14 protein-coding genes and 1 riboswitch are annotated in these 16864 nt (G+C 63.8%); of the genes, 8 read left to right on the top strand and 6 right to left on the bottom strand.

Annotated elements, in window-relative coordinates; translation table 11 throughout:
- Positions 1-17 precede the first annotated feature (17 nt).
- The 3 genes from BANT918_RS13435 to poxB all read left to right on the top strand — a co-directional run bounded on the left by BANT918_RS13435 (position 18) and on the right by poxB (position 4334).
- Complete coding sequence (locus tag BANT918_RS13435; RefSeq protein ID WP_101620726.1) at positions 18-1286, top strand: Wadjet anti-phage system protein JetD domain-containing protein; 1269 nt, start codon at positions 18-20, stop codon at positions 1284-1286.
- The gene (locus BANT918_RS13430) at positions 1283-2446 is read left to right on the top strand and encodes an MFS transporter (RefSeq protein WP_101620725.1); all 1164 of its coding nucleotides are present in this window, start codon (positions 1283-1285) and stop codon (positions 2444-2446) included. The genes BANT918_RS13435 and BANT918_RS13430 overlap by 4 nt, the downstream gene beginning before the upstream one ends.
- 172 nt (positions 2447-2618) lie before the next feature.
- On the top strand, positions 2619-4334 hold the full coding sequence (gene poxB / locus BANT918_RS13425; protein ID WP_101620724.1) for a ubiquinone-dependent pyruvate dehydrogenase: 1716 nt from the start codon (positions 2619-2621) through the stop codon (positions 4332-4334).
- Between the two features lie 111 nt (positions 4335-4445).
- Here poxB and ribH read toward each other — a convergent pair whose 3' ends face one another.
- From ribH to ribD, 4 genes are all read right to left on the bottom strand, one after another.
- Positions 4446-4916, bottom strand: coding sequence for a 6,7-dimethyl-8-ribityllumazine synthase (ribH, locus tag BANT918_RS13420; protein WP_101620723.1), 471 nt, complete (start codon positions 4914-4916; stop codon positions 4446-4448).
- Positions 4917-4990: 74 nt separating this feature from the next.
- The gene (ribB, locus tag BANT918_RS13415) at positions 4991-6388 is read right to left on the bottom strand and encodes a 3,4-dihydroxy-2-butanone-4-phosphate synthase (protein WP_101620722.1); all 1398 of its coding nucleotides are present in this window, start codon (positions 6386-6388) and stop codon (positions 4991-4993) included.
- Complete coding sequence (locus tag BANT918_RS13410) at positions 6381-7136, bottom strand: riboflavin synthase (protein ID WP_101620721.1); 756 nt, start codon at positions 7134-7136, stop codon at positions 6381-6383. The genes ribB and BANT918_RS13410 overlap by 8 nt, the downstream gene beginning before the upstream one ends.
- Positions 7137-7178: 42 nt before the next feature.
- Complete coding sequence (ribD, locus tag BANT918_RS13405; protein ID WP_101620720.1) at positions 7179-8249, bottom strand: bifunctional diaminohydroxyphosphoribosylaminopyrimidine deaminase/5-amino-6-(5-phosphoribosylamino)uracil reductase RibD; 1071 nt, start codon at positions 8247-8249, stop codon at positions 7179-7181.
- A gap of 114 nt (positions 8250-8363) precedes the next feature.
- A riboswitch (FMN riboswitch) is annotated at positions 8364-8492 on the bottom strand.
- 165 nt (positions 8493-8657) lie between these two features.
- Here ribD and BANT918_RS13400 point away from each other — a divergent pair.
- The 3 genes from BANT918_RS13400 to BANT918_RS13390 all read left to right on the top strand — a co-directional run bounded on the left by BANT918_RS13400 (position 8658) and on the right by BANT918_RS13390 (position 11339).
- On the top strand, positions 8658-9134 hold the full coding sequence (locus tag BANT918_RS13400; protein WP_101620719.1) for a MarR family winged helix-turn-helix transcriptional regulator: 477 nt from the start codon (positions 8658-8660) through the stop codon (positions 9132-9134).
- A gap of 130 nt (positions 9135-9264) precedes the next feature.
- On the top strand, positions 9265-10548 hold the full coding sequence (locus tag BANT918_RS13395) for an MFS transporter (RefSeq protein ID WP_101620718.1): 1284 nt from the start codon (positions 9265-9267) through the stop codon (positions 10546-10548).
- Between the two features lie 230 nt (positions 10549-10778).
- Entirely contained in the window at positions 10779-11339 is a 561-nt protein-coding gene (locus BANT918_RS13390; RefSeq protein WP_101620717.1) for a DUF805 domain-containing protein, read from the top strand.
- A gap of 266 nt (positions 11340-11605) precedes the next feature.
- Here BANT918_RS13390 and BANT918_RS13385 read toward each other — a convergent pair whose 3' ends face one another.
- A complete protein-coding gene (locus BANT918_RS13385; protein WP_101620716.1) occupies positions 11606-12706 on the bottom strand; it encodes a tellurite resistance/C4-dicarboxylate transporter family protein in 1101 nt (366 codons plus the stop codon).
- Between the two features lie 249 nt (positions 12707-12955).
- Here BANT918_RS13385 and BANT918_RS13380 point away from each other — a divergent pair, with 249 nt between their 5' ends.
- Together BANT918_RS13380 and BANT918_RS13375 are read left to right on the top strand one after the other, a co-directional pair.
- The gene (locus tag BANT918_RS13380) at positions 12956-13798 is read left to right on the top strand and encodes an ATP-binding cassette domain-containing protein (RefSeq protein ID WP_101620756.1); all 843 of its coding nucleotides are present in this window, start codon (positions 12956-12958) and stop codon (positions 13796-13798) included.
- A 60-nt stretch (positions 13799-13858) separates the two neighbouring features.
- Positions 13859-16036 carry a YhgE/Pip domain-containing protein gene (locus tag BANT918_RS13375; protein ID WP_101620715.1) on the top strand — a complete coding sequence of 726 codons (2178 nt, stop codon included), beginning with the start codon at positions 13859-13861 and terminating at the stop codon, positions 16034-16036.
- 64 nt (positions 16037-16100) lie between these two features.
- Here the strand turns inward: BANT918_RS13375 and BANT918_RS13370 are convergent, their stop codons facing one another.
- Positions 16101-16823 carry an AAA family ATPase gene (locus tag BANT918_RS13370; protein WP_101620714.1) on the bottom strand — a complete coding sequence of 241 codons (723 nt, stop codon included), beginning with the start codon at positions 16821-16823 and terminating at the stop codon, positions 16101-16103.
- Between the last annotated feature and the right edge of the window lie 41 nt (positions 16824-16864).

The following is a 16864-nucleotide window of genomic DNA, read 5'->3' as shown; positions in this document are numbered from 1 at the left end:
GACCAGGTGAGGCGTCGATGACGATGCTCACCGTCGCTGAGGCGCGGGCGAAGGCCCGCAACCGCCTGCGCTCATCCATGTCGACCTGGGCCACCCGGCATGAACCGATCGGCACCAGCCCAGACGAGGGCTCCGAGGTCAGTGCTCCCACCGCGGCGGTCGTCGAGATCGCCCTGCACCCGCCCACGGAGAAACAGGTGCTTCAGGACCAGCCGGCCGCAATGGAATGGGCCGGGAGCTGGCGGAAGATCGCCAGCCCCGATGCCGGTGGCTCGAAGCCGGAGAACCTGAGTCATCCGGTCATCGACTGGACCGAGCGCTCCTGGGCGCGGGTTGGCCGTCAACAGATCCCACTGCGCCTGCGGCTGGGAACCCCGGAGGCTGTGGCGAATTTTGTCGGCGGGGACGATGCACGACAGTGGCGTCGGCTGCGTGACCGGACCGTGACGATCCGGTCACGGTTTGACGGCCAGCCCACGGCCGCCTCGGCGATCACGGCTCACACGAAACGGATCCTCGGACTCGGACAGGCCGAATTCGACACCCTCCTCGATGTTGTCGAATGGTTGCGCGATCACCCTGTGGGAACCCTGCGGCCCAGACAATTGCCGATCCGCGGAGTCGACTCGAAATGGTTCGAGACGCACCGCTCCTTGGTCACGGCACTGCTGGAGGCAACCAGGCGACCCGATGCAATAGACGTCCTCGACGCCCAACCGCGGATACGAATGCGCATCCTCGACCCGAGTCTCGCACCCTCAGGTCTGGCCGACATCACCGCGCCCGTGTCCCAACTGAGCGAGCTGACAATCGCGCCGCGGCTCGTCTTCGTGTTCGAGAACCTCGAATCTGTGCTCGCCATGCCCGCCTGGACCAGCGCCGTAGCCGTGCACGGCTCGGGCTATGCCGTGGACAATGTCGCCCGCCTGGCCTGGGTGCACGGAGCTCGCATCATCTACTGGGGCGACCTCGATTCGCACGGCTTCGCGATCCTCTCGCGGTTGCGTACCCACCTGCCGGGAGTGAAATCGACGCTCATGGACGAGGGCACACTCATCGATCACAAAGACCTGTGGGTGCAGGAGCCGAAACCACACGCGGGAAAGTTCCCGGAACTGACCGGTACAGAGGCTCGGGCGCTCGCCCGCCTGCGCACCGAGGGCGATGTCCGCCTCGAACAGGAGCGGATCCCCTGGGGCACGGTGCTGGACCGGTTGACCACCTCGGTGGAGGAGCTTGGCGCATCGACGAAGAAACCGACCACCTCGGCGGGGGAACAGGGGTGACCGACCGGCCCCGCGGCGGGCTGGCCGCTCTGTGCATTGCCGAACTGGTCAGTTGGGGCCTGCTCTACTACTCTCTGCCGGTGGCGGTGACGCCGATCTCTGCCGACATGGGCTGGAGTCAGACGACCGTGACCGCAGCACTGACCATGGGTCTCATCGTCTCGGCGCTCGCCGGTGTGCGCGTCGGCAGACTGCTGGACTCCCACGGTCCACGAGCGCTCATGAGTCTCGGAACGGTCATCGGCATTGTGGCGCTGCTGCTCGTGGCGGCGGCACCGAACCTCATCGTCTTCTTCCTTGCCTGGGTGCTCGCGGGATTCGCGCAGGCGGCCACGCTCTACCCGCCGGCGTTCGCCGTCGTCACCCGCTGGTATGGGGCAGACCGGGTCAAACCATTGACGACGATCACCCTTGTCGGCGGGCTTGCTTCAACTGTGTTCGCACCGCTCATCGCCTGGCTCATCGATTCCTGCGGTTGGCGCACAACCTACGTCGTCCTCGCCGGAATCCTGGCGGTCACAGCACTGCCGATGCATCTGTTCTTCCTCAACCGGAAATGGACCGACGTGGCAGCCGGACAATCACGGACCCCATCGCGGGCCGAGATCCGCACGATCACACGATCGAATCGTTTCATCCTCCTGCAGCTCGCCGTTGCCCTGTCGACCTTCACCCTCTTCGCAGTGACGATCAACATCATCCCGCTCCTCATTGAGCGCGGCGCCGCATACGGGCTCGCAGCCATCGCCCTCGGGCTCGTCGGCTTCGGGCAGGTGGCCGGACGGATCTTCTACCCCGCCCTTGAACGCCACACCACCTCGCGGGCCAGGACTGTGCTGCTGTTCGCCTGTGGGGCGATCGGACTGTGGCTCCTGGCCTTCGTCCCCGGACCGATCTGGTTGCTCATCGGCTTCGGCATGCTCGCCGGCGGCGTGCGCGGATGTATCACCCTGCTGCAGGCGACTGCTGTCGCCGATAGGTGGGGGACAGCCAACTTCGGGGCGATCAACGGAGTCTTCGTCGCCCCCATCACCGTCGGCACTGCACTGGCTCCCGTCGCTGGCCCCGCACTGGCCGGCGTCGTCGGAGGCTATCCGATGATGGCGATCGTGATGGCTGCGTTGCTGACCGGGGCGACGGTGCTGTCGGCGAAGACGTGAGAGCACCGATGGTGGGTTCTCGTGCTGTCTCTGACTTCACACCCGCAGACCGCTGACCTCGGGGGTAGACTGAAACCGCGGTACCAGCCTGTGTCGGCACTCTGACGGGGATGCTGACGGAGGTCCACCCCGGAGCTGTGAGAGCTCCACGTGTTCCAACGGAAGGAATCCTATGCCCACCGTCGCCGGAAACATTGTCGATACGCTCGTGGCCAGCGGAGTCAAGCGGGTCTACGGGATCCCCGGAGATTCGCTCAACGGCTTCACCGATGCGCTGCGCGTCAACCCGCAGCTCGAATGGGTCCACGTCCGCCACGAAGAGGCGGCATCCTTCGCCGCCAGCGGTGAGGCCGCACTGACTGGTGAACTCGCCGTGTGTGCAGGCAGCTGCGGGCCGGGAAACCTCCACCTCATCAACGGTCTCTACGACGCCCAGCGCTCTCGTGTGCCGGTGCTCGCCATCGCCGCTCACATCCCCAGCGATGAGATCGGCTCGAACTACTTCCAGGAGACCCACCCGACCGAGCTGTTCCGCGAATGCAGCGTCTACGTCGAGCACGTGGCGACCGCGGAGCAGATGCCGCGCCTGCTGCGCATCGCCATGCGTGAGGCCATCGAGAAGCGCGGTGTCGCGGTCCTCGTCATCCCCGGTGACGTCGGACTCGCCGATATCTCTGCCGCCGCCGAGGTGGTCCGGTCGTATGCGCCCCGTGTGATCCCCGCAGAATCCCAGCTTGAAGAGGCTGCGAAAGCACTGAACAAGAGCAAGAAGGTCACGATCCTCGCCGGTGCCGGAACGCAAGGCTCCCACGATGAGCTCATCGCCATCGCATCCAAGCTGCAGGCTCCGATCGTGCACTCGCTGCGCGGCAAGGAATTCATCGAATACGACAACCCCTACGACGTGGGGATGACCGGTCTGCTCGGCTTCTCTTCGGGCTACCATGCGCTTAAGGACTGCGACACTCTGCTGATGTTGGGCACCGACCTGCCCTACCAGCAGTTCTACCCCGACGACGCGACAGTCATCCAAGCCGACGTGCGAGGCTCCCAGATCGGACGGCGCACCCGCGTCGACATCGGTCTGGTGGGCACCGTGGCTGACACCGTCGGCGAGCTCCTGCCGCTGATCAAACCGAGCCGCAGCAGCGCTCACCTGAAGTCGATGACCAAGCATTACGGTAAGACCCGCAAGGATCTCGACGAACTCGCAACCCCGTCGAAGCGGACCATCCACCCGCAGTACCTGACTCGCCTCATCGATGAGATGGCCGACGACGATGCCGTGTTCATCCCCGACGTCGGCTCACCCGTGGTGTGGGCTGCCAGGTACCTGACGATGAACGGCAAGCGCCGACTCATCGGTTCCTTCAGCCACGGCTCCATGGCCAACGCCCTGTCCCAAAGCGTCGGCGTCCAGGCCTCCCATCCGGACCGGCAGACGATCGCGCTCGCCGGAGACGGTGGCCTTGCCATGCTGTTGGGCGAGCTCATCACCCTGACGCAGAACAAACTGCCGGTCAAGACCGTCGTCTACAACAACTCCTCGCTGAACTTCGTGGAGTTGGAGATGAAGGCCGCCGGCTTCGTCACCTTCGGAACGGAGCTGTCGAACCCCGACTTCTCCACCATCGCCGAGGCGGTGGGCATCAAGGGCTTCCGCGTCGAGAAGTCGAAGGATCTGCCGAAGGTCGTGCGTGAATTCCTCGCCTACGACGGTGCCGCGGTGCTCGACGTGGTCACCGAACGGCAGGAGCTGTCAATGCCGCCGACGATCACCGCGGAACAGGCCAAGGGCTTCGCTCTCTACGCCGTTCGCACGGTGCTCTCCGGCAAGGGCGACGAGCTCATCGACCTGGCGCGCACGAACATCCGCCAGCTGTTCTGAGTCGCGGGCGCGGGCGCGGTCGAGCAGTCGCTGAGGCTCGCGCTCGCGGGCACACAGTCGCTTGGCGCCTACGCTTACGCTCGTCGCGGCCAGCGTTTGAGTTGGGCTAGTTCACACGATCGGGTACTCCGCCAGAGCCTGCGCGGTGACCAGGGCGGCGGTCATCGCTTCGTGGCCTTTGTCTTCCTGGGAGCCCTCGAGACCGGCGCGATCGAGTCCCTGCTGTTCGGTGTCGCAGGTCAGCACTCCGAATCCGACCGGTTTGCGGGAGTCGATGGCGACCCGGTTCAGCCCATCCGTGGCAGCTTGGCACACATAGTCGAAATGCGGAGTGCCGCCGCGGACGACGACGCCAAGCGCGACGACCGCGTCGAAGTGCGGAGCCAGTCGTGCAGCAGCCATAGGCAGTTCGAAGCTTCCCGGGACTCGAATCAGGGTGGTCTGGGCGTCGGCTTCGGTGGCTGCCCGCTGGGCTCCGTCGACCAGACCGTCCATGATCTGTGTGTGCCAGGATGCTGCGATGATGGCGACTCGAGTATCTGCCGCGGAGACTGTGAGCTCGGGTGCTCCGGAGTGTGCCATGGTGAGGTCCTTTCGTAGCGGCCGTGATGGCCGGGAAATCAGTGGTCAGCAGTGCGTGTGAGTGAAGCAGCTGCTCAGCAGTGGTGCTTCTCAGCGATGGGCGCCGAGGCGGTGGCGCTGCCGACCACAGAGGGCAGGGTCAGTCTGTGGTGCATGCGCTCGCGCTTGGTGTTCAGGTAGTTCGAGTTCTCCGGTCGCGCTGGGATTTCCAGCGGAACGACGGCCTCGATCGTGATCCCCAGCGATTCGAGCGCCCGGGTCTTGTCCGGGTTGTTCGTCAGCAGGCGGATGCGGGCCAGGCCGATCGAGCGCAGGATCTCCGCGGTTGCGTGGTAGTCACGGTCATCGTCGTGGAAGCCGAGCTCACGGTTGGCGTCGACCGTGTCCAGACCCTGATCCTGCAGAGCATAGGCACGGAGCTTGTTGCTCAACCCGATTCCGCGGCCCTCGTGGCCGGTCATGTAGATCACTGCCCCGCCTTCCTCGGAAATCCGGTGCATCGCCAGATCCAGCTGTTCTCCGCAGTCGCATCGGTGAGACCCGAAGACGTCCCCAGTCAGGCACTCCGAATGCACCCGAACCAGAGGAGCGGGCCCCCTCAGTGAAGACTCCTGAGCTGTCGACTCATCGCCAACGGCGGCAGAGTCCACTCCGGAGAACACGCCGAGGTGGTCGTGCCCGTCGATCGTGAATGCGCGGGCTCTGAAGCTCCCGTGCTTCGTCGGCAGCGGCACCTCTGCCGAGGCCTCGATCGCACGCGGGTTCGCACCCGGCTCATGCGTCGAACCGTGAACCGTTGATTCGGTTCCCGAGCTGACCTCAGCATTCACAGTGCCTTTGCGATCCGCTTCGTTCAGGTAGTCGATGAGTCCTTCGATCGAGACCATCACGAGCTGATGAGCATCGGCGAACTCACGGAGGGAGTCAAAGCGCATCATCGAACCGTCATCGTGGACGACCTCGCCGATCATCGCCACGGGAGTGGCCCCGGCCAGGCGAGCGAACTCGACTCCAGCCTCGGTGTGGCCGGGGCGTTCACGGACTCCACCGGACTTTGCGATGAGCGGGAACACGTGACCGGGGCGCGTGATCGATGCCGGATCGAGGACTGCTGCGGCAAGGTGGCGTCCGGTCAGGGCACGCTCGGCGGCGCTGATTCCGGTGGTCACGCCGACCGCGTCGCAGCTGATCGTGTAGGCGGTTCCCTTCGGGTCTTCATTCGCTGAGACCATGGGCGGCAGGTCCAGCGCGGCAGCACGCTCAGCCTCCATGGGCGCACAGATGACACCGGAGGTGTAGCGGACGAAGAAGCCCATGGTCACAGCCTCGGCGAACTCGGCGGCCATGATGAGATCGCCTTCGTTCTCGCGGTCCTCGTCATCGACGACGACGATGGGCTGGCCCGCAGCGAACGCCGCAATCGCGTCCTTGACCGGATCGAGCCGCGCGCCTGTGGGGGTGGTCTCAGCCATGGTCGGCTCCTTGTCGGGTGGCGTTGGTTGAGTTGAAGACTGTGGTCGTATCTGGGGTGGTTCCGAACGACAGCAGGCGGGCGGTGTACTTCGCGAGCACATCCACCTCGACGTTGACCGGATTACCGGGGGCCAGGTCGCCGAACGTGGTGTGGGTCAGAGTGGCCGGGATGAGCCCGACCTCGACCCAGGCGCTGGCCTCGGTGGGTTCGGATACGGCGGTCAGCGTCAGCGAGACACCGTTGAGGGCGATGGAGCCCTTGATGGCGGTGTAGGGGGCGAGGGAATAGGGGATTCCGATGCGCAGGGTCGACCACTGGCCGTAGTCGTCTCGGCTCAGCAGCTCACCGCAGCCGTCGACATGTCCCTGCACCACATGACCGTCGAAGCGCCCTGCGGCGGGCGTGCACCTCTCCAGGTTGACCCGGTCCCCGGGGCGCAAGGCTCCCAGCCCGGTCAGACGCAGGGTCTCACCCATCACCTCGGCAATGAAGGGGCAAGGCACTTCCGCGGTGAGGCTGCCAGACGACTCCGCGCCGGAGGTGCCAGGCGACTCGGCAGTCGCACTGCCTGGAGGCGAGGCATCGCCGGTTCTGACCGAGGTCAGGCACACCCCGTTGACGGCCAGTGAGCCGCCGAGACCGAGGTCGTCGACGAGCCCCTCGGCGTCGATGGTGATGACAGCCGAATCGTCCAAGTGGTCGATGGCTGCGACGGTGCCGAGCTCTTCGATGATGCCGGTGAACATGTGCCCTCCGAGTGAGTGTGCGGTCAGTGAGTTGATGGTGTCTCAGATGGTGTAGTTGTCAGTGCTGCCGAGGCTGGTGCCGTCAGTGACGAAGTGCAGCAGCACATCAGGTCCAAGCCGCTCCACTGCAGGTTCGGCCGTCTCGTCGGGAACCAGGCTGATGGCCTCGCTCAGCGTCGAAGTGCTCATGCCCGAGAGACTGGACTTCCCCGGACCGATCAGCAGGGGCGCCTGATAGCAGAAGACTTCGTCGACTGCGTCGGCGGCGAAGAAGGCGCCGAGTACGCTGGGGCCGCCCTCGACGAGGATGTGCCGCATACCGCGGGCATGCAGTTCGCCCAGCGCAGCCGTGATGTCGCGTGTGCGCAGGTGAATCGTGTCGGGGTTGAGCGCGAGGAAGGATTCCGGTGGCAGCGACGTCAGCCCGAGCACGATGGGAGCCGGCTGTGACTCCAGCGGTTCACCGGCGGGGTCCCTGGCATTGAGTCGCGGGTCATCGGTGAGGACGGTTCCGGTGCCGACGAGGATCCCGCCGACCCGGGACCGGAACTGATGCGCATGTTCCCTCGACTCCGCCGAGGTGATCCATTGGCTGGTCCCGTCGGCGGCTGCGATCATGCCGTCAAGACTCTGCGCGATCTTTGCCGTGACGAACGGACGCTCGGCGTCGACGGCACGCCGCCACCGGGCGTTGAGAGCCAGCGACTCGTCGCGGCCCAGGCCCGAGCGGACCCGGATCCCCGCCTCGACGAGGGTGGCTTCACCGCCGGCAGCGACATCGTTCGAATCTGGCAGAGCGAAGACGACATCGGGGATCCCAGCAGCGATGATCGCCTGGGCGCACGGCCCGGTCCGGCCGGTGTGGTTGCACGGCTCCAGGGTCACGAACAGGGTGGTTTCGGTGAGGTCGACGCCGAGGTCGATGGCAGTGGTGATGGCGTCCACCTCGGCGTGGGGACTGCCCACTCCTGCATGATGGCCGATGACGATCTGCGAGTCCCTCGTCAGGATCGAGGCTCCCACCAGCGGATTTGCGCCCCGGTGGCCGTTTCGCGCAGCCTGCAGAGCTGCGGACATCGCGGTCGTTTCGAGATCGGTGAACCCCGCCTGCATGAAAAAACCTCCCAGCCGATGTCGGGCGGGAGGATATTGCGGGTGCAACTATCAAAAGCGCGCGGACGTGTGCGACAGCGCATTGGGATGCACCGAACCACAGCGACCGCAGTCGCCATGCTCCTCCCATCCAGACTCTTACTGTCGGTCTCGGAATTTCACCGAGTCAACCACCTGCACGAATGCAGACAGTTCGCGGACTGTCACCGCCGGTACGGATTTTCACCGTCCCCGGAACATGTGACCACAGATTAGCACGCCTCTCGCCGAGGCGCCCATGACATCCATCACACGACAGCAGCAGGTGCCCTGTCGCCTTCCCGCCAAGGGCGCTCTCGCGAGCGGTGGCAACTCTGATGGTGGGGTGCAACCTTGCGATATTGCATAACTAAGGTATATAACTGAGTTATGGATGATGTTGATTCGGCGGAGCTCGTCACTGGTCTTGTCGTCGTCTCCTCGCGCCTGACCAGGGCGCTGAGGAGAGTCGTCGGCAACGAAGGCGAACTTGTCACGCTGCGTGCACTCGGCGTTGTCGAGCAGTACCAGCCTGTTCGAGTAGGCCATTTTGCGCAGGGGTATCTGTGCTCTCAGCCGGCGGCGACGAAGGTCCTGGCCCGGCTTGAGGAGGCAGGCTACGTTCTGCGTGAAGCCAGCCTCAGTGACAGAAGGGCGTCACAGTTCTCGCTGACCGAGGCTGGCCGCGCAAGGTTGGCCGAGAATCGCACCGTTCTGGTCGAACGGATGGAGCCCTACTTCGAGGCTCTGACTCCCGAGGACAGGCTCAGCGTCCATCGGGCGCTGGGGCTGGTCTCGCAGTATCTGCAGGAGCAGCATCCCGTGGATGCCGATGAGGTCCAGCAGGACGAGGCACAGTCCGGCTGACGACGCCCCGACTCGGCGGTAGTCAGATCGAGCTGACGATCACATCAGACCAACGACAACAAATCACGACAGATCGACGAAAGGGTGCGCAGGAACAGCAATGAGCGTCTCACCAGGTAATGAAGCACAGATGAAAGATGAGGAGGGCGCGGAGGCATCTATTCTGCGTCAACCACGAGCAGTATGGGCAGTCGCGTTCGCCGCGGTCATCGCGTTCATGGGCATCGGGCTGGTTGACCCGATCCTGCCCGCGATCTCCGCCGAACTCCACGCATCGCCGTCGCAGTCGATGCTGCTGTTCACCAGCTATCTGTTCATCACCGGTGGCATGATGTTCTTCACCAGCTTCGTCTCCTCCCGGATCGGCGCGAAGACCACGCTGCTCATCGGCCTCATCCTCATCGTCGCCTTCTCCGCCTTGGCAGGCTTCTCTGGCAGCGTCGACCAGATCATCGGCTTCCGCGCCGGATGGGGGCTGGGCAACGCACTCTTCATCTCCACTGCGCTCTCGACCATTGTCGGTGCGGCTTCCGGCGGTGCCGAGAAGGCGATCATCCTCTACGAGGCCGCCCTGGGCATCGGCATTGCGACCGGTCCGCTGTTGGGCGGTCTGCTGGGAGGGATCTCCTGGCGCGGACCGTTCTTCGGCACCGCCGTCCTCATGGCCATCGGCTTCATTGCCATCGTGATCCTCCTGCCGGGTGGGAAGTCCGGCGCCGGTGGCCTCACAGCTTCGGCCGACCCGATCAAGCTCAGTGCCACCTTCCGGGCCCTCGCACGCCCCGGTGTCCTCGTGCTCGGCATCGCCGCGCTGCTGTACAATTTCGGCTTCTTCATTCTGCTGGCCTACAGTCCCTTTCCTGTTGAAGCGGCTGCAGCAAAGGCCGGCATCGAAGACTTCGGGGCCATGGGTCTCGGCTACGTGTTCTTCGGATGGGGAATGTGTGTGGCCATCACCTCGGTCTTCGGTGCACCTCTGCTGACCAAGCGTCTGGGCCGTCGCCGCAGCCTCGTCGTCGCACTGATCGCGCTCGCCGCACTGCTGGCAGTGATGGGATTCCTCGTCGAATCCTTCGTCGGCATCATCGTCAGTGTGATCGTGGCCGGACTGATTCTGGGTGTCCTCAACACCGTCTTCACGGAATCGGCGATGGAGGTCAGCGACCTGCCTCGCCCCGTCGCTTCGGGCACATACTCAGGCGTGCGCTTCATCGGCGGTGCCATGGCTCCGGTCGTGGCCGGAGTTGTCTCCGAGTCGATCAGCACCGGCGCACCGTACTTCTTCGGCACTGGCGTGGTGCTCCTGTCTGTCGTGGTCATCGTGATCGGATGGAAGGCCCTGCGTCGGGTCGACGGTCACATCGACGAAGCTCCTGTCGACGAGGCCTATGCCCTGACTGGGGGCGACGCCTGAGCTGAACGCATCGTTGGTGAGGGATCGACTGATCCGAATATCCATCTGAGGCGAATCATCGGTGGCGCCTGGGAAGCTTGAGCTTCCCGGGCGCTGTGGTGTTTGCCGATGATTCACCTCACGTTCCAGGTCTGGAACATGATCAATACGAGGAACTCGGACTTCGTGTAGCACAATTGATATCGCACTTCCTGTGCAGAGACGATATTTTCCCTAACACGAAGGTCACCATGTCCTACGACGCGAACAGCGCATATCCCGCAGGCCCCGGTGCCACCGGTCCAGGTGCCATGGGCCCTGGTGCTCAGATCCGTGGGGCCGCCAGCCCCGACGATCTCTCCCTTCCGCTCTACGGCGCATCCTTCGGCCAGGCCGTCAAGCGCTTCTTCAAGAAGTACGCCACATTCTCCGGCCGCGCATCGCGCAGCGAATTCTGGTGGATGGCACTGTTCACTTTCCTGGTTCAGCTCATTCCAATGGTGCTGATCATTGTCGGTGTGGCAATGTCGGCAGGTTCTGCGGCAGCAGTCGATCCATATGACCCGGCCGCTGCGCAGGCGGCGACTTCAGGGCCAGGCATGGTGATTGGACTGATCGGCTATGGCCTCAGCGGCCTCATCAGTCTCGCCATGATCATCCCGAACCTGGCGATCACATGGCGTCGTCTGCATGATGCGAACTTTGCCGGGCCGTTCTTCTTCCTCATCTTCATCCCCGGAGTCGGCGGGCTGATCTTGTTCGTCCTGGAGCTCCTGCCTTCCAAGCCTGAGGGCCAGCGCTTCGACGTCTGATCGTCTGAGCACTCTTGTCTGAGCACGATCTCTCCTGTGAGTGACCCGTCGCTCGATCAGGCTTGAAGCTGCCGCATGCACACCCTGCATGCGGTAGCTTTTTCAATGCCGCACAGTGATTGCCAAGTCATACCCTCCGTGCCGTATGGCACCACAGCTGCCAACTCAGGCAGTCCGTTTCGCTTAGCGCCCTGGGGGTACCAAAACATACTGCTGCGGAGGGAAGGTGTGGAGCTGACTGGGCGTGATGCTCCATTGGGCCACACTCAGCTCGACGCGAGTGAGGAGGAAGCCCGTGCGTTCGTCGACCGTACGAATGACCACACCATTGCGCAGAAGACGATGGCCCAGACGGTCAATCCGATCCAGTACCATTGAGCGCCGATCCACGAGATGATCGGCATCTGGTCGACCTGCCCCACGCTTGTGCTCGCCACGGAGTACATTCCGAGCGGAAAGACCATGCTCCACAGCCCGGCCGAGTATCCCAAGGGAATGCGGTGGCGCACGTGCCTCCATATACCGGCGATGACGAGCGCAGGGATGAGCCAGGTCGAGATCGACCACAGGATCGCCGAGGCGCCCGCGATGATGACGGTGGTGGCCGCGAAGATCGGGGAGGTGCCTCCTTCGAGGATCTTCGATCCCGCGACGACTGAGATGGCCAGCGCGCCCATCATCACCCAGTACGGGGCGTCGAGGTCCTCGGGGCCGATCCGGTGGAGCAGTGCCCTCACGCCCACGAAGACAGCGCAGGCGAGGTACATGCCGACGCCGACGCTCCAGGCGATGACGGCGATGACTGCGAGCACGGCGCCGAAGTTCGCGTCGGCGGCGGGGGCGGGAAGTTCAGCCATGAGCCCGGACGCAGCGACCGCAACGGACTGAGCTGCCACCACGCAGACGAACCAGGTTCCATTGACCTGCGTGAGTATGGGTGAGGTGGTCGAGCCGAGGATGGCCGAGAAGGGAATGAGGTAGCCAAGAATCAGCCAGGCCAGGAGGCCGAGGCTGAAGAACGCGAGGGCGACGCGGAAGTGAGACTGCCCCTCCAATGCAGTCGCGAGCACGTTCGTCGCTGCGACGAACGTGAAGTAGCCGAAGGCCTTCGACGGATTGTGGAGATCGGCGCGCATCTCAGCGGTGTGCGAACAGGCACGCCAGATGACGAGCACCACGAAAAAGACATAGAGGACCACAGCCAGCCAGAATAGAACGGTCGAGAGCGCTGTCAGCCCCTTGAGGTGAGCACCGATCGACATGATGCCGGTGGCCATGACGGAGGCGAAGCATCCAGGGGTGACAGTGGCCGGGCTCAGCCCCCACGTGCTCTGCAGGTATGTCAGGCTCGTCTGTTCATTGCTCATTGCTCATTGCTCTATTATCTATTATCTGCAATTTGTGGGATTACAGACATTTGCGGCGTTTTCGAGCGCATGTTCAGCTTCGATCACTATAGTTACCTATGGGTAACTTGACATGCGTCAGACGGAGCGCCTGCGACAGGGTCCATGTGGCGTAATGTGCTGGGAAGTGGAGCGCGCCAGACTCGCGTTCCCGACGTCATTGGCCAGCACGATCGGTCGACACAGTCGCACACAGTGGGAGCAACAGGAATGCAGAGCAATTCACAGACGCTCACCGACGAGACAGAACAAGCGGTGAGCCTAGTCAGCCTCCGGGATTGGGGGATGTCGGGCAAGCAGGGAGACGTGTTCTCCGGAATCGACCTCGACGTACCCCTGGGTTCGATCGCGATCATCCAGGGCGCGGCCGGAGCCGGCAAGACATCCCTGCTCCTCTCAATCGCGGGCCGCATGCGAGTGACCTCCGGTGAGGGCCACGTTGGCGAACTCGATATCCGGAAACAGACCCGTCGCGTTCGCGGGCAGGTCAGCGTCGGTCATGTCGCCGGGCTCACCGACCTCGAGGACGATTTCACCCTCGCCCAGCACATTGCCGAACGGCTGATCATGCTTCAGCCCTGGTACAAGCCATGGGTGTCGAAGTCCTCCCTGCGCGAGGTCATCGACGTCATTCGCAACACCTTCGAATCCGCCACCGAGGTCATCGACCGCCTGCCTGCTGGGACATTTTCGACGGCGGATGCCAAAGATGCTGATTTCCTCATCGATGACGAAGGGAAGACCTTCGTCTCCGAACTCAGCGGGCTGCAGAAGTTCCTCCTCGAGCTCAGTCTGGCCAGCATCGCTCAGGCACCGGTCGTCGTGCTCGACAACATCGACTATCTGCGCGAGCGGCAGGATCGCGCCCGCGCCTGGGCAGCAATCCTGATCTACCAGGAACTGCGCCGGACACGCGACCCCGAGTGTCCGCTCACAGTGATCGTCTCCTGTGAGGACTCCTCCGACGTCGACCTCGTCATGGATGCACTGCGCTCAGAGGTCTCGCCCACCTCGGTGAGCGAATTGCTCCTCACTCAGCACCCCCGCCACTGAGCGGCCCATCCCATCCCCGCAAGCTTTTCGAATCTGATCCGATAATAAGGTGTTTCTGCGATGTTCTCTCTGCCTTGGCTCGAACTCTCTCGCTTCAAACGACACACGATCACTCGCCTGGCGATCATCGTCGTTGCCGTCATCCCCGCGATCTACGGCGGTCTGTACCTGGCCTCGAACTGGGCGCCGACCGATAACCTCGACAAACTCCAGGCCGCCGTGGTCAACACTGACGAAGGCGCGAAGAAGCCCAGCTCGGACGGCGAGAAGCTTCACGCAGGTGATGAGCTCGTTGACCAGATCACCCCCGAAGGTGAAGGCGGATTCGATTGGCAGGAGACGTCGCTGAAGGAGGCCAACGACGGCCTTGCCGAAGGCAAGTACTTCGCGGTCCTCGAGATTCCCTCGAACTTCTCCGAGCGACTCGTCTCGACGGGAGGGGACGATCCCGAGCAGGCAGGACTGAACCTGCGCACCGACGATGCGCACAACTACATCGTGGGACAGATGGCAGGAACCATCCTCAACGAGATCAAATCAGGGTTGAACGAGACCACCACGTCCGAATACGTCTCCGAGGTCTACCTCGGCTTCAACGACATCCACTCCTCGACAGAGAAAGCCGTCGACGGTGCAACCCAGCTCAACGACGGTGCAGTCGATCTCCACGACGGAACGGGCGAACTCTCCGACGGAGCACATACCCTCGACAAGGGAGTCGGCAAGCTGCAGACCGGCATCGGTGACCTCGACGACGGAGCCGGAAAGCTCAAGAAGGGCAGCGGCGACCTGAAGACCGGCGCAGATACGCTGGCCAGGAGCACCACCGAGGCGAAGAACGGCGCGAAGAAGTTGTCGACCGGAGCCGGACAGGTGGCCGATGGAACTTCGCAGCTGCGTGACACGGCGGACGAGACCACGGACAAGGCAGAGGACCTGCGGGATCGCGCCGGCGACCTCGTCGAAGGAGCACGACCCAAGCTGAACCAGGCGGAGGACGACTTCGACTCGGCGCGGAAGACGGTGCGCGGCGACGTGGATGACCGAGTTGCACAGCTGCGCGAAGATTACCCCGACGATCCGAACGTGGCGAAACTCGCCGACGACATGGACAACCTCGGCGGAGATCTCGACAAGGCCCACGAACGGGCGTCGAAGGCAGCAGATGAGGCTAAGGATCTCGAGGATCCGGTCAAGGATGCCGTTGATGACGTCATGGGCAAGATCAGGGACGCCGACAAGAAGATCGGCAAACTCGACGACGGTGCACAGAAGGTGGCCACCGGGGCCGACGACCTGCATTCGGGACTCATCAAACTCGACACCGGTGCGGGCGACTTGGCCAAGGGCGCCGGAGACCTCAACGACGGCGTCATCTCGCTCAAGGACGGCACCGAGAAGGCCAAGACGGGCGTGGCCGATCTCAAGGACGGATCCTCGCAGCTCGCGGACGGCTCCGATGACCTCGACAAGGGCGCGAAGAAGCTCGTCGACGGCTCGGAGGAGCTCGCGGACAAGCTCGCCGAGGGGCTCAAGCAGATCCCGACCTATGACAAATCCGACCGCGAGAATCGCTCGGACGTCGTCGCGTTGCCCGTCGATGCCGAGAAGCACAAGGACAACGCAGTGGATGCCTACGGGGAGGGCTTGGCCGCGTTCTTCGTCTCTCTCGCCCTGTGGATCGGCGGCATGATCACCTATATGGTCATCAATGCGATCCCCTACCGCGCACTGATGTCATCAGCGAAGTCTTCCCGAATCGCCTGGGCTGGTTACGTGCCCGGCATCCTGTTCGGAATAGCCCAAGTGGCGGTGCTCTACGGAGTGCTCGCCTTCGCCCTCGACTTCTCCGCCGGCGCCTGGGTGTGGACCCTGCTGTTCTCGATCCTCGTGGCAGCCAGCTTCCACGCGGTCCACCAGCTCTGCGTCGCGGCCTTGGGGGGTGTCGGCAGGCTGGTCGCCCTGGTTCTGCTCATGATCCAGATCGCCTCGGCGGGCGGAACCTATCCGGTGCAGACAGCACCTGGTATCTTCCAGATCATCTCGCCGTTCCTGCCGATGACCCACGCGGTCAACGGCCTGCGGACCCTGATCGCCGGTGGGGACATGTTCATCGCCGCACAGGCTGCAGTCGTCCTGCTGCTCATGACTGCGATCGCTTTGGTGGCAACCATGTTCGTCTGCGGCCGGAAGCGGATGGTCACGCTGACCCAGCTGCACCCGAGCTTGTCGCTGTAGCGCTCACCCCTCGCCAAGGCGGCGGTGCGTTAGCGGGCACAGCCACCTCGGTGAGGGGAGACATTCACCCTTCATCGAAATGCCGTAGGTAGCGCTGAGGTTCATGCAGGAAGCGCCTCCAGTGGTCGACCATGTCGAGTCGATCCCATGTGGATTCGCGCAGCCCCCATTCGCCGACCTCGACGAGTTTGGCTCCCTCGGCTCGGGTGAAGACGGGGGAGTGGGTGGCCATGATGGTCTGGCGCCCCGCGCGCTCTCGCTGTCGGATGAGCTGCAGCAGTGTCAGCGAGGCGGTGAAGGACAGCGCGCTCTCCGGCTCGTCGAGGACCCATAGTCCCAAGTCCAAGAACTTCCCCGACAGCATCTCGATGAACATCTCGCCGTGAGACTGCTGCGAGTAGTGGTGGCCGCGACCCGCGCCGATCTCCATCAGATAGGCCATATTCTCGTGCATGGTCTCGGCGCGGAGGAAGAATGCGCCGCGCTTGGCAGCGGCACCACGCACGATCTGCACGTGCTCGCTCAGTTCGGGCACCTCCTCGGCGTGGTCTCGCACTTCCCATCCCGTACCGCCTCCGTGCGGGAGATCGAGGGCTGTGGCCAGTGCTTCGATGAGCGTTGACTTGCCCGAGCCGTTCTCCCCGACGAAGACGGTTGTGCGCTCGAACTCGAAGCCATCCAGGAAGTCACGGACCGCAGGAAGGTCGCGCAGCCATTGGCTGAGCTCTGGCGGAGAGTGCGCGTGCTTGGTCACGGATCGCAGCGGCAGGTCAACACGAGGGTCCATGTGTCCGAATGTAGTCGCCGGCACGGACACGACAATGAGGG

The organism is Brevibacterium antiquum CNRZ 918 (genome assembly GCF_900169145.1).
Lineage (GTDB): Bacteria > Actinomycetota > Actinomycetes > Actinomycetales > Brevibacteriaceae > Brevibacterium > Brevibacterium koreense.
Note: the sequence above shows the minus strand (reverse complement) of the source record. Positions and strands in the feature narration are given on the sequence as shown.

What these genes read in the sequence shown, in the direction of transcription:
- BANT918_RS13435 (WP_101620726.1), top strand. Translation starts at nt 18, where the DNA reads ATGACGATGCTCACCGTCGCTGAGGCGCGGGCGAAGGCCCGCAACCGC.
- poxB (WP_101620724.1), top strand. Translation starts at nt 2,619, where the DNA reads ATGCCCACCGTCGCCGGAAACATTGTCGATACGCTCGTGGCCAGCGGA.
- ribH (WP_101620723.1), bottom strand. Translation starts at nt 4,916, where the DNA reads ATGGCACACTCCGGAGCACCCGAGCTCACAGTCTCCGCGGCAGATACT.
- ribB (WP_101620722.1), bottom strand. Translation starts at nt 6,388, where the DNA reads ATGGCTGAGACCACCCCCACAGGCGCGCGGCTCGATCCGGTCAAGGAC.
- BANT918_RS13410 (WP_101620721.1), bottom strand. Translation starts at nt 7,136, where the DNA reads ATGTTCACCGGCATCATCGAAGAGCTCGGCACCGTCGCAGCCATCGAC.
- ribD (WP_101620720.1), bottom strand. Translation starts at nt 8,249, where the DNA reads ATGCAGGCGGGGTTCACCGATCTCGAAACGACCGCGATGTCCGCAGCT.
- BANT918_RS13400 (WP_101620719.1), top strand. Translation starts at nt 8,658, where the DNA reads ATGGATGATGTTGATTCGGCGGAGCTCGTCACTGGTCTTGTCGTCGTC.
- BANT918_RS13395 (WP_101620718.1), top strand. Translation starts at nt 9,265, where the DNA reads ATGAAAGATGAGGAGGGCGCGGAGGCATCTATTCTGCGTCAACCACGA.
- BANT918_RS13390 (WP_101620717.1), top strand. Translation starts at nt 10,779, where the DNA reads ATGTCCTACGACGCGAACAGCGCATATCCCGCAGGCCCCGGTGCCACC.
- BANT918_RS13385 (WP_101620716.1), bottom strand. Translation starts at nt 12,706, where the DNA reads ATGAGCAATGAACAGACGAGCCTGACATACCTGCAGAGCACGTGGGGG.
- BANT918_RS13380 (WP_101620756.1), top strand. Translation starts at nt 12,956, where the DNA reads ATGCAGAGCAATTCACAGACGCTCACCGACGAGACAGAACAAGCGGTG.
- BANT918_RS13375 (WP_101620715.1), top strand. Translation starts at nt 13,859, where the DNA reads ATGTTCTCTCTGCCTTGGCTCGAACTCTCTCGCTTCAAACGACACACG.
- BANT918_RS13370 (WP_101620714.1), bottom strand. Translation starts at nt 16,823, where the DNA reads ATGGACCCTCGTGTTGACCTGCCGCTGCGATCCGTGACCAAGCACGCG.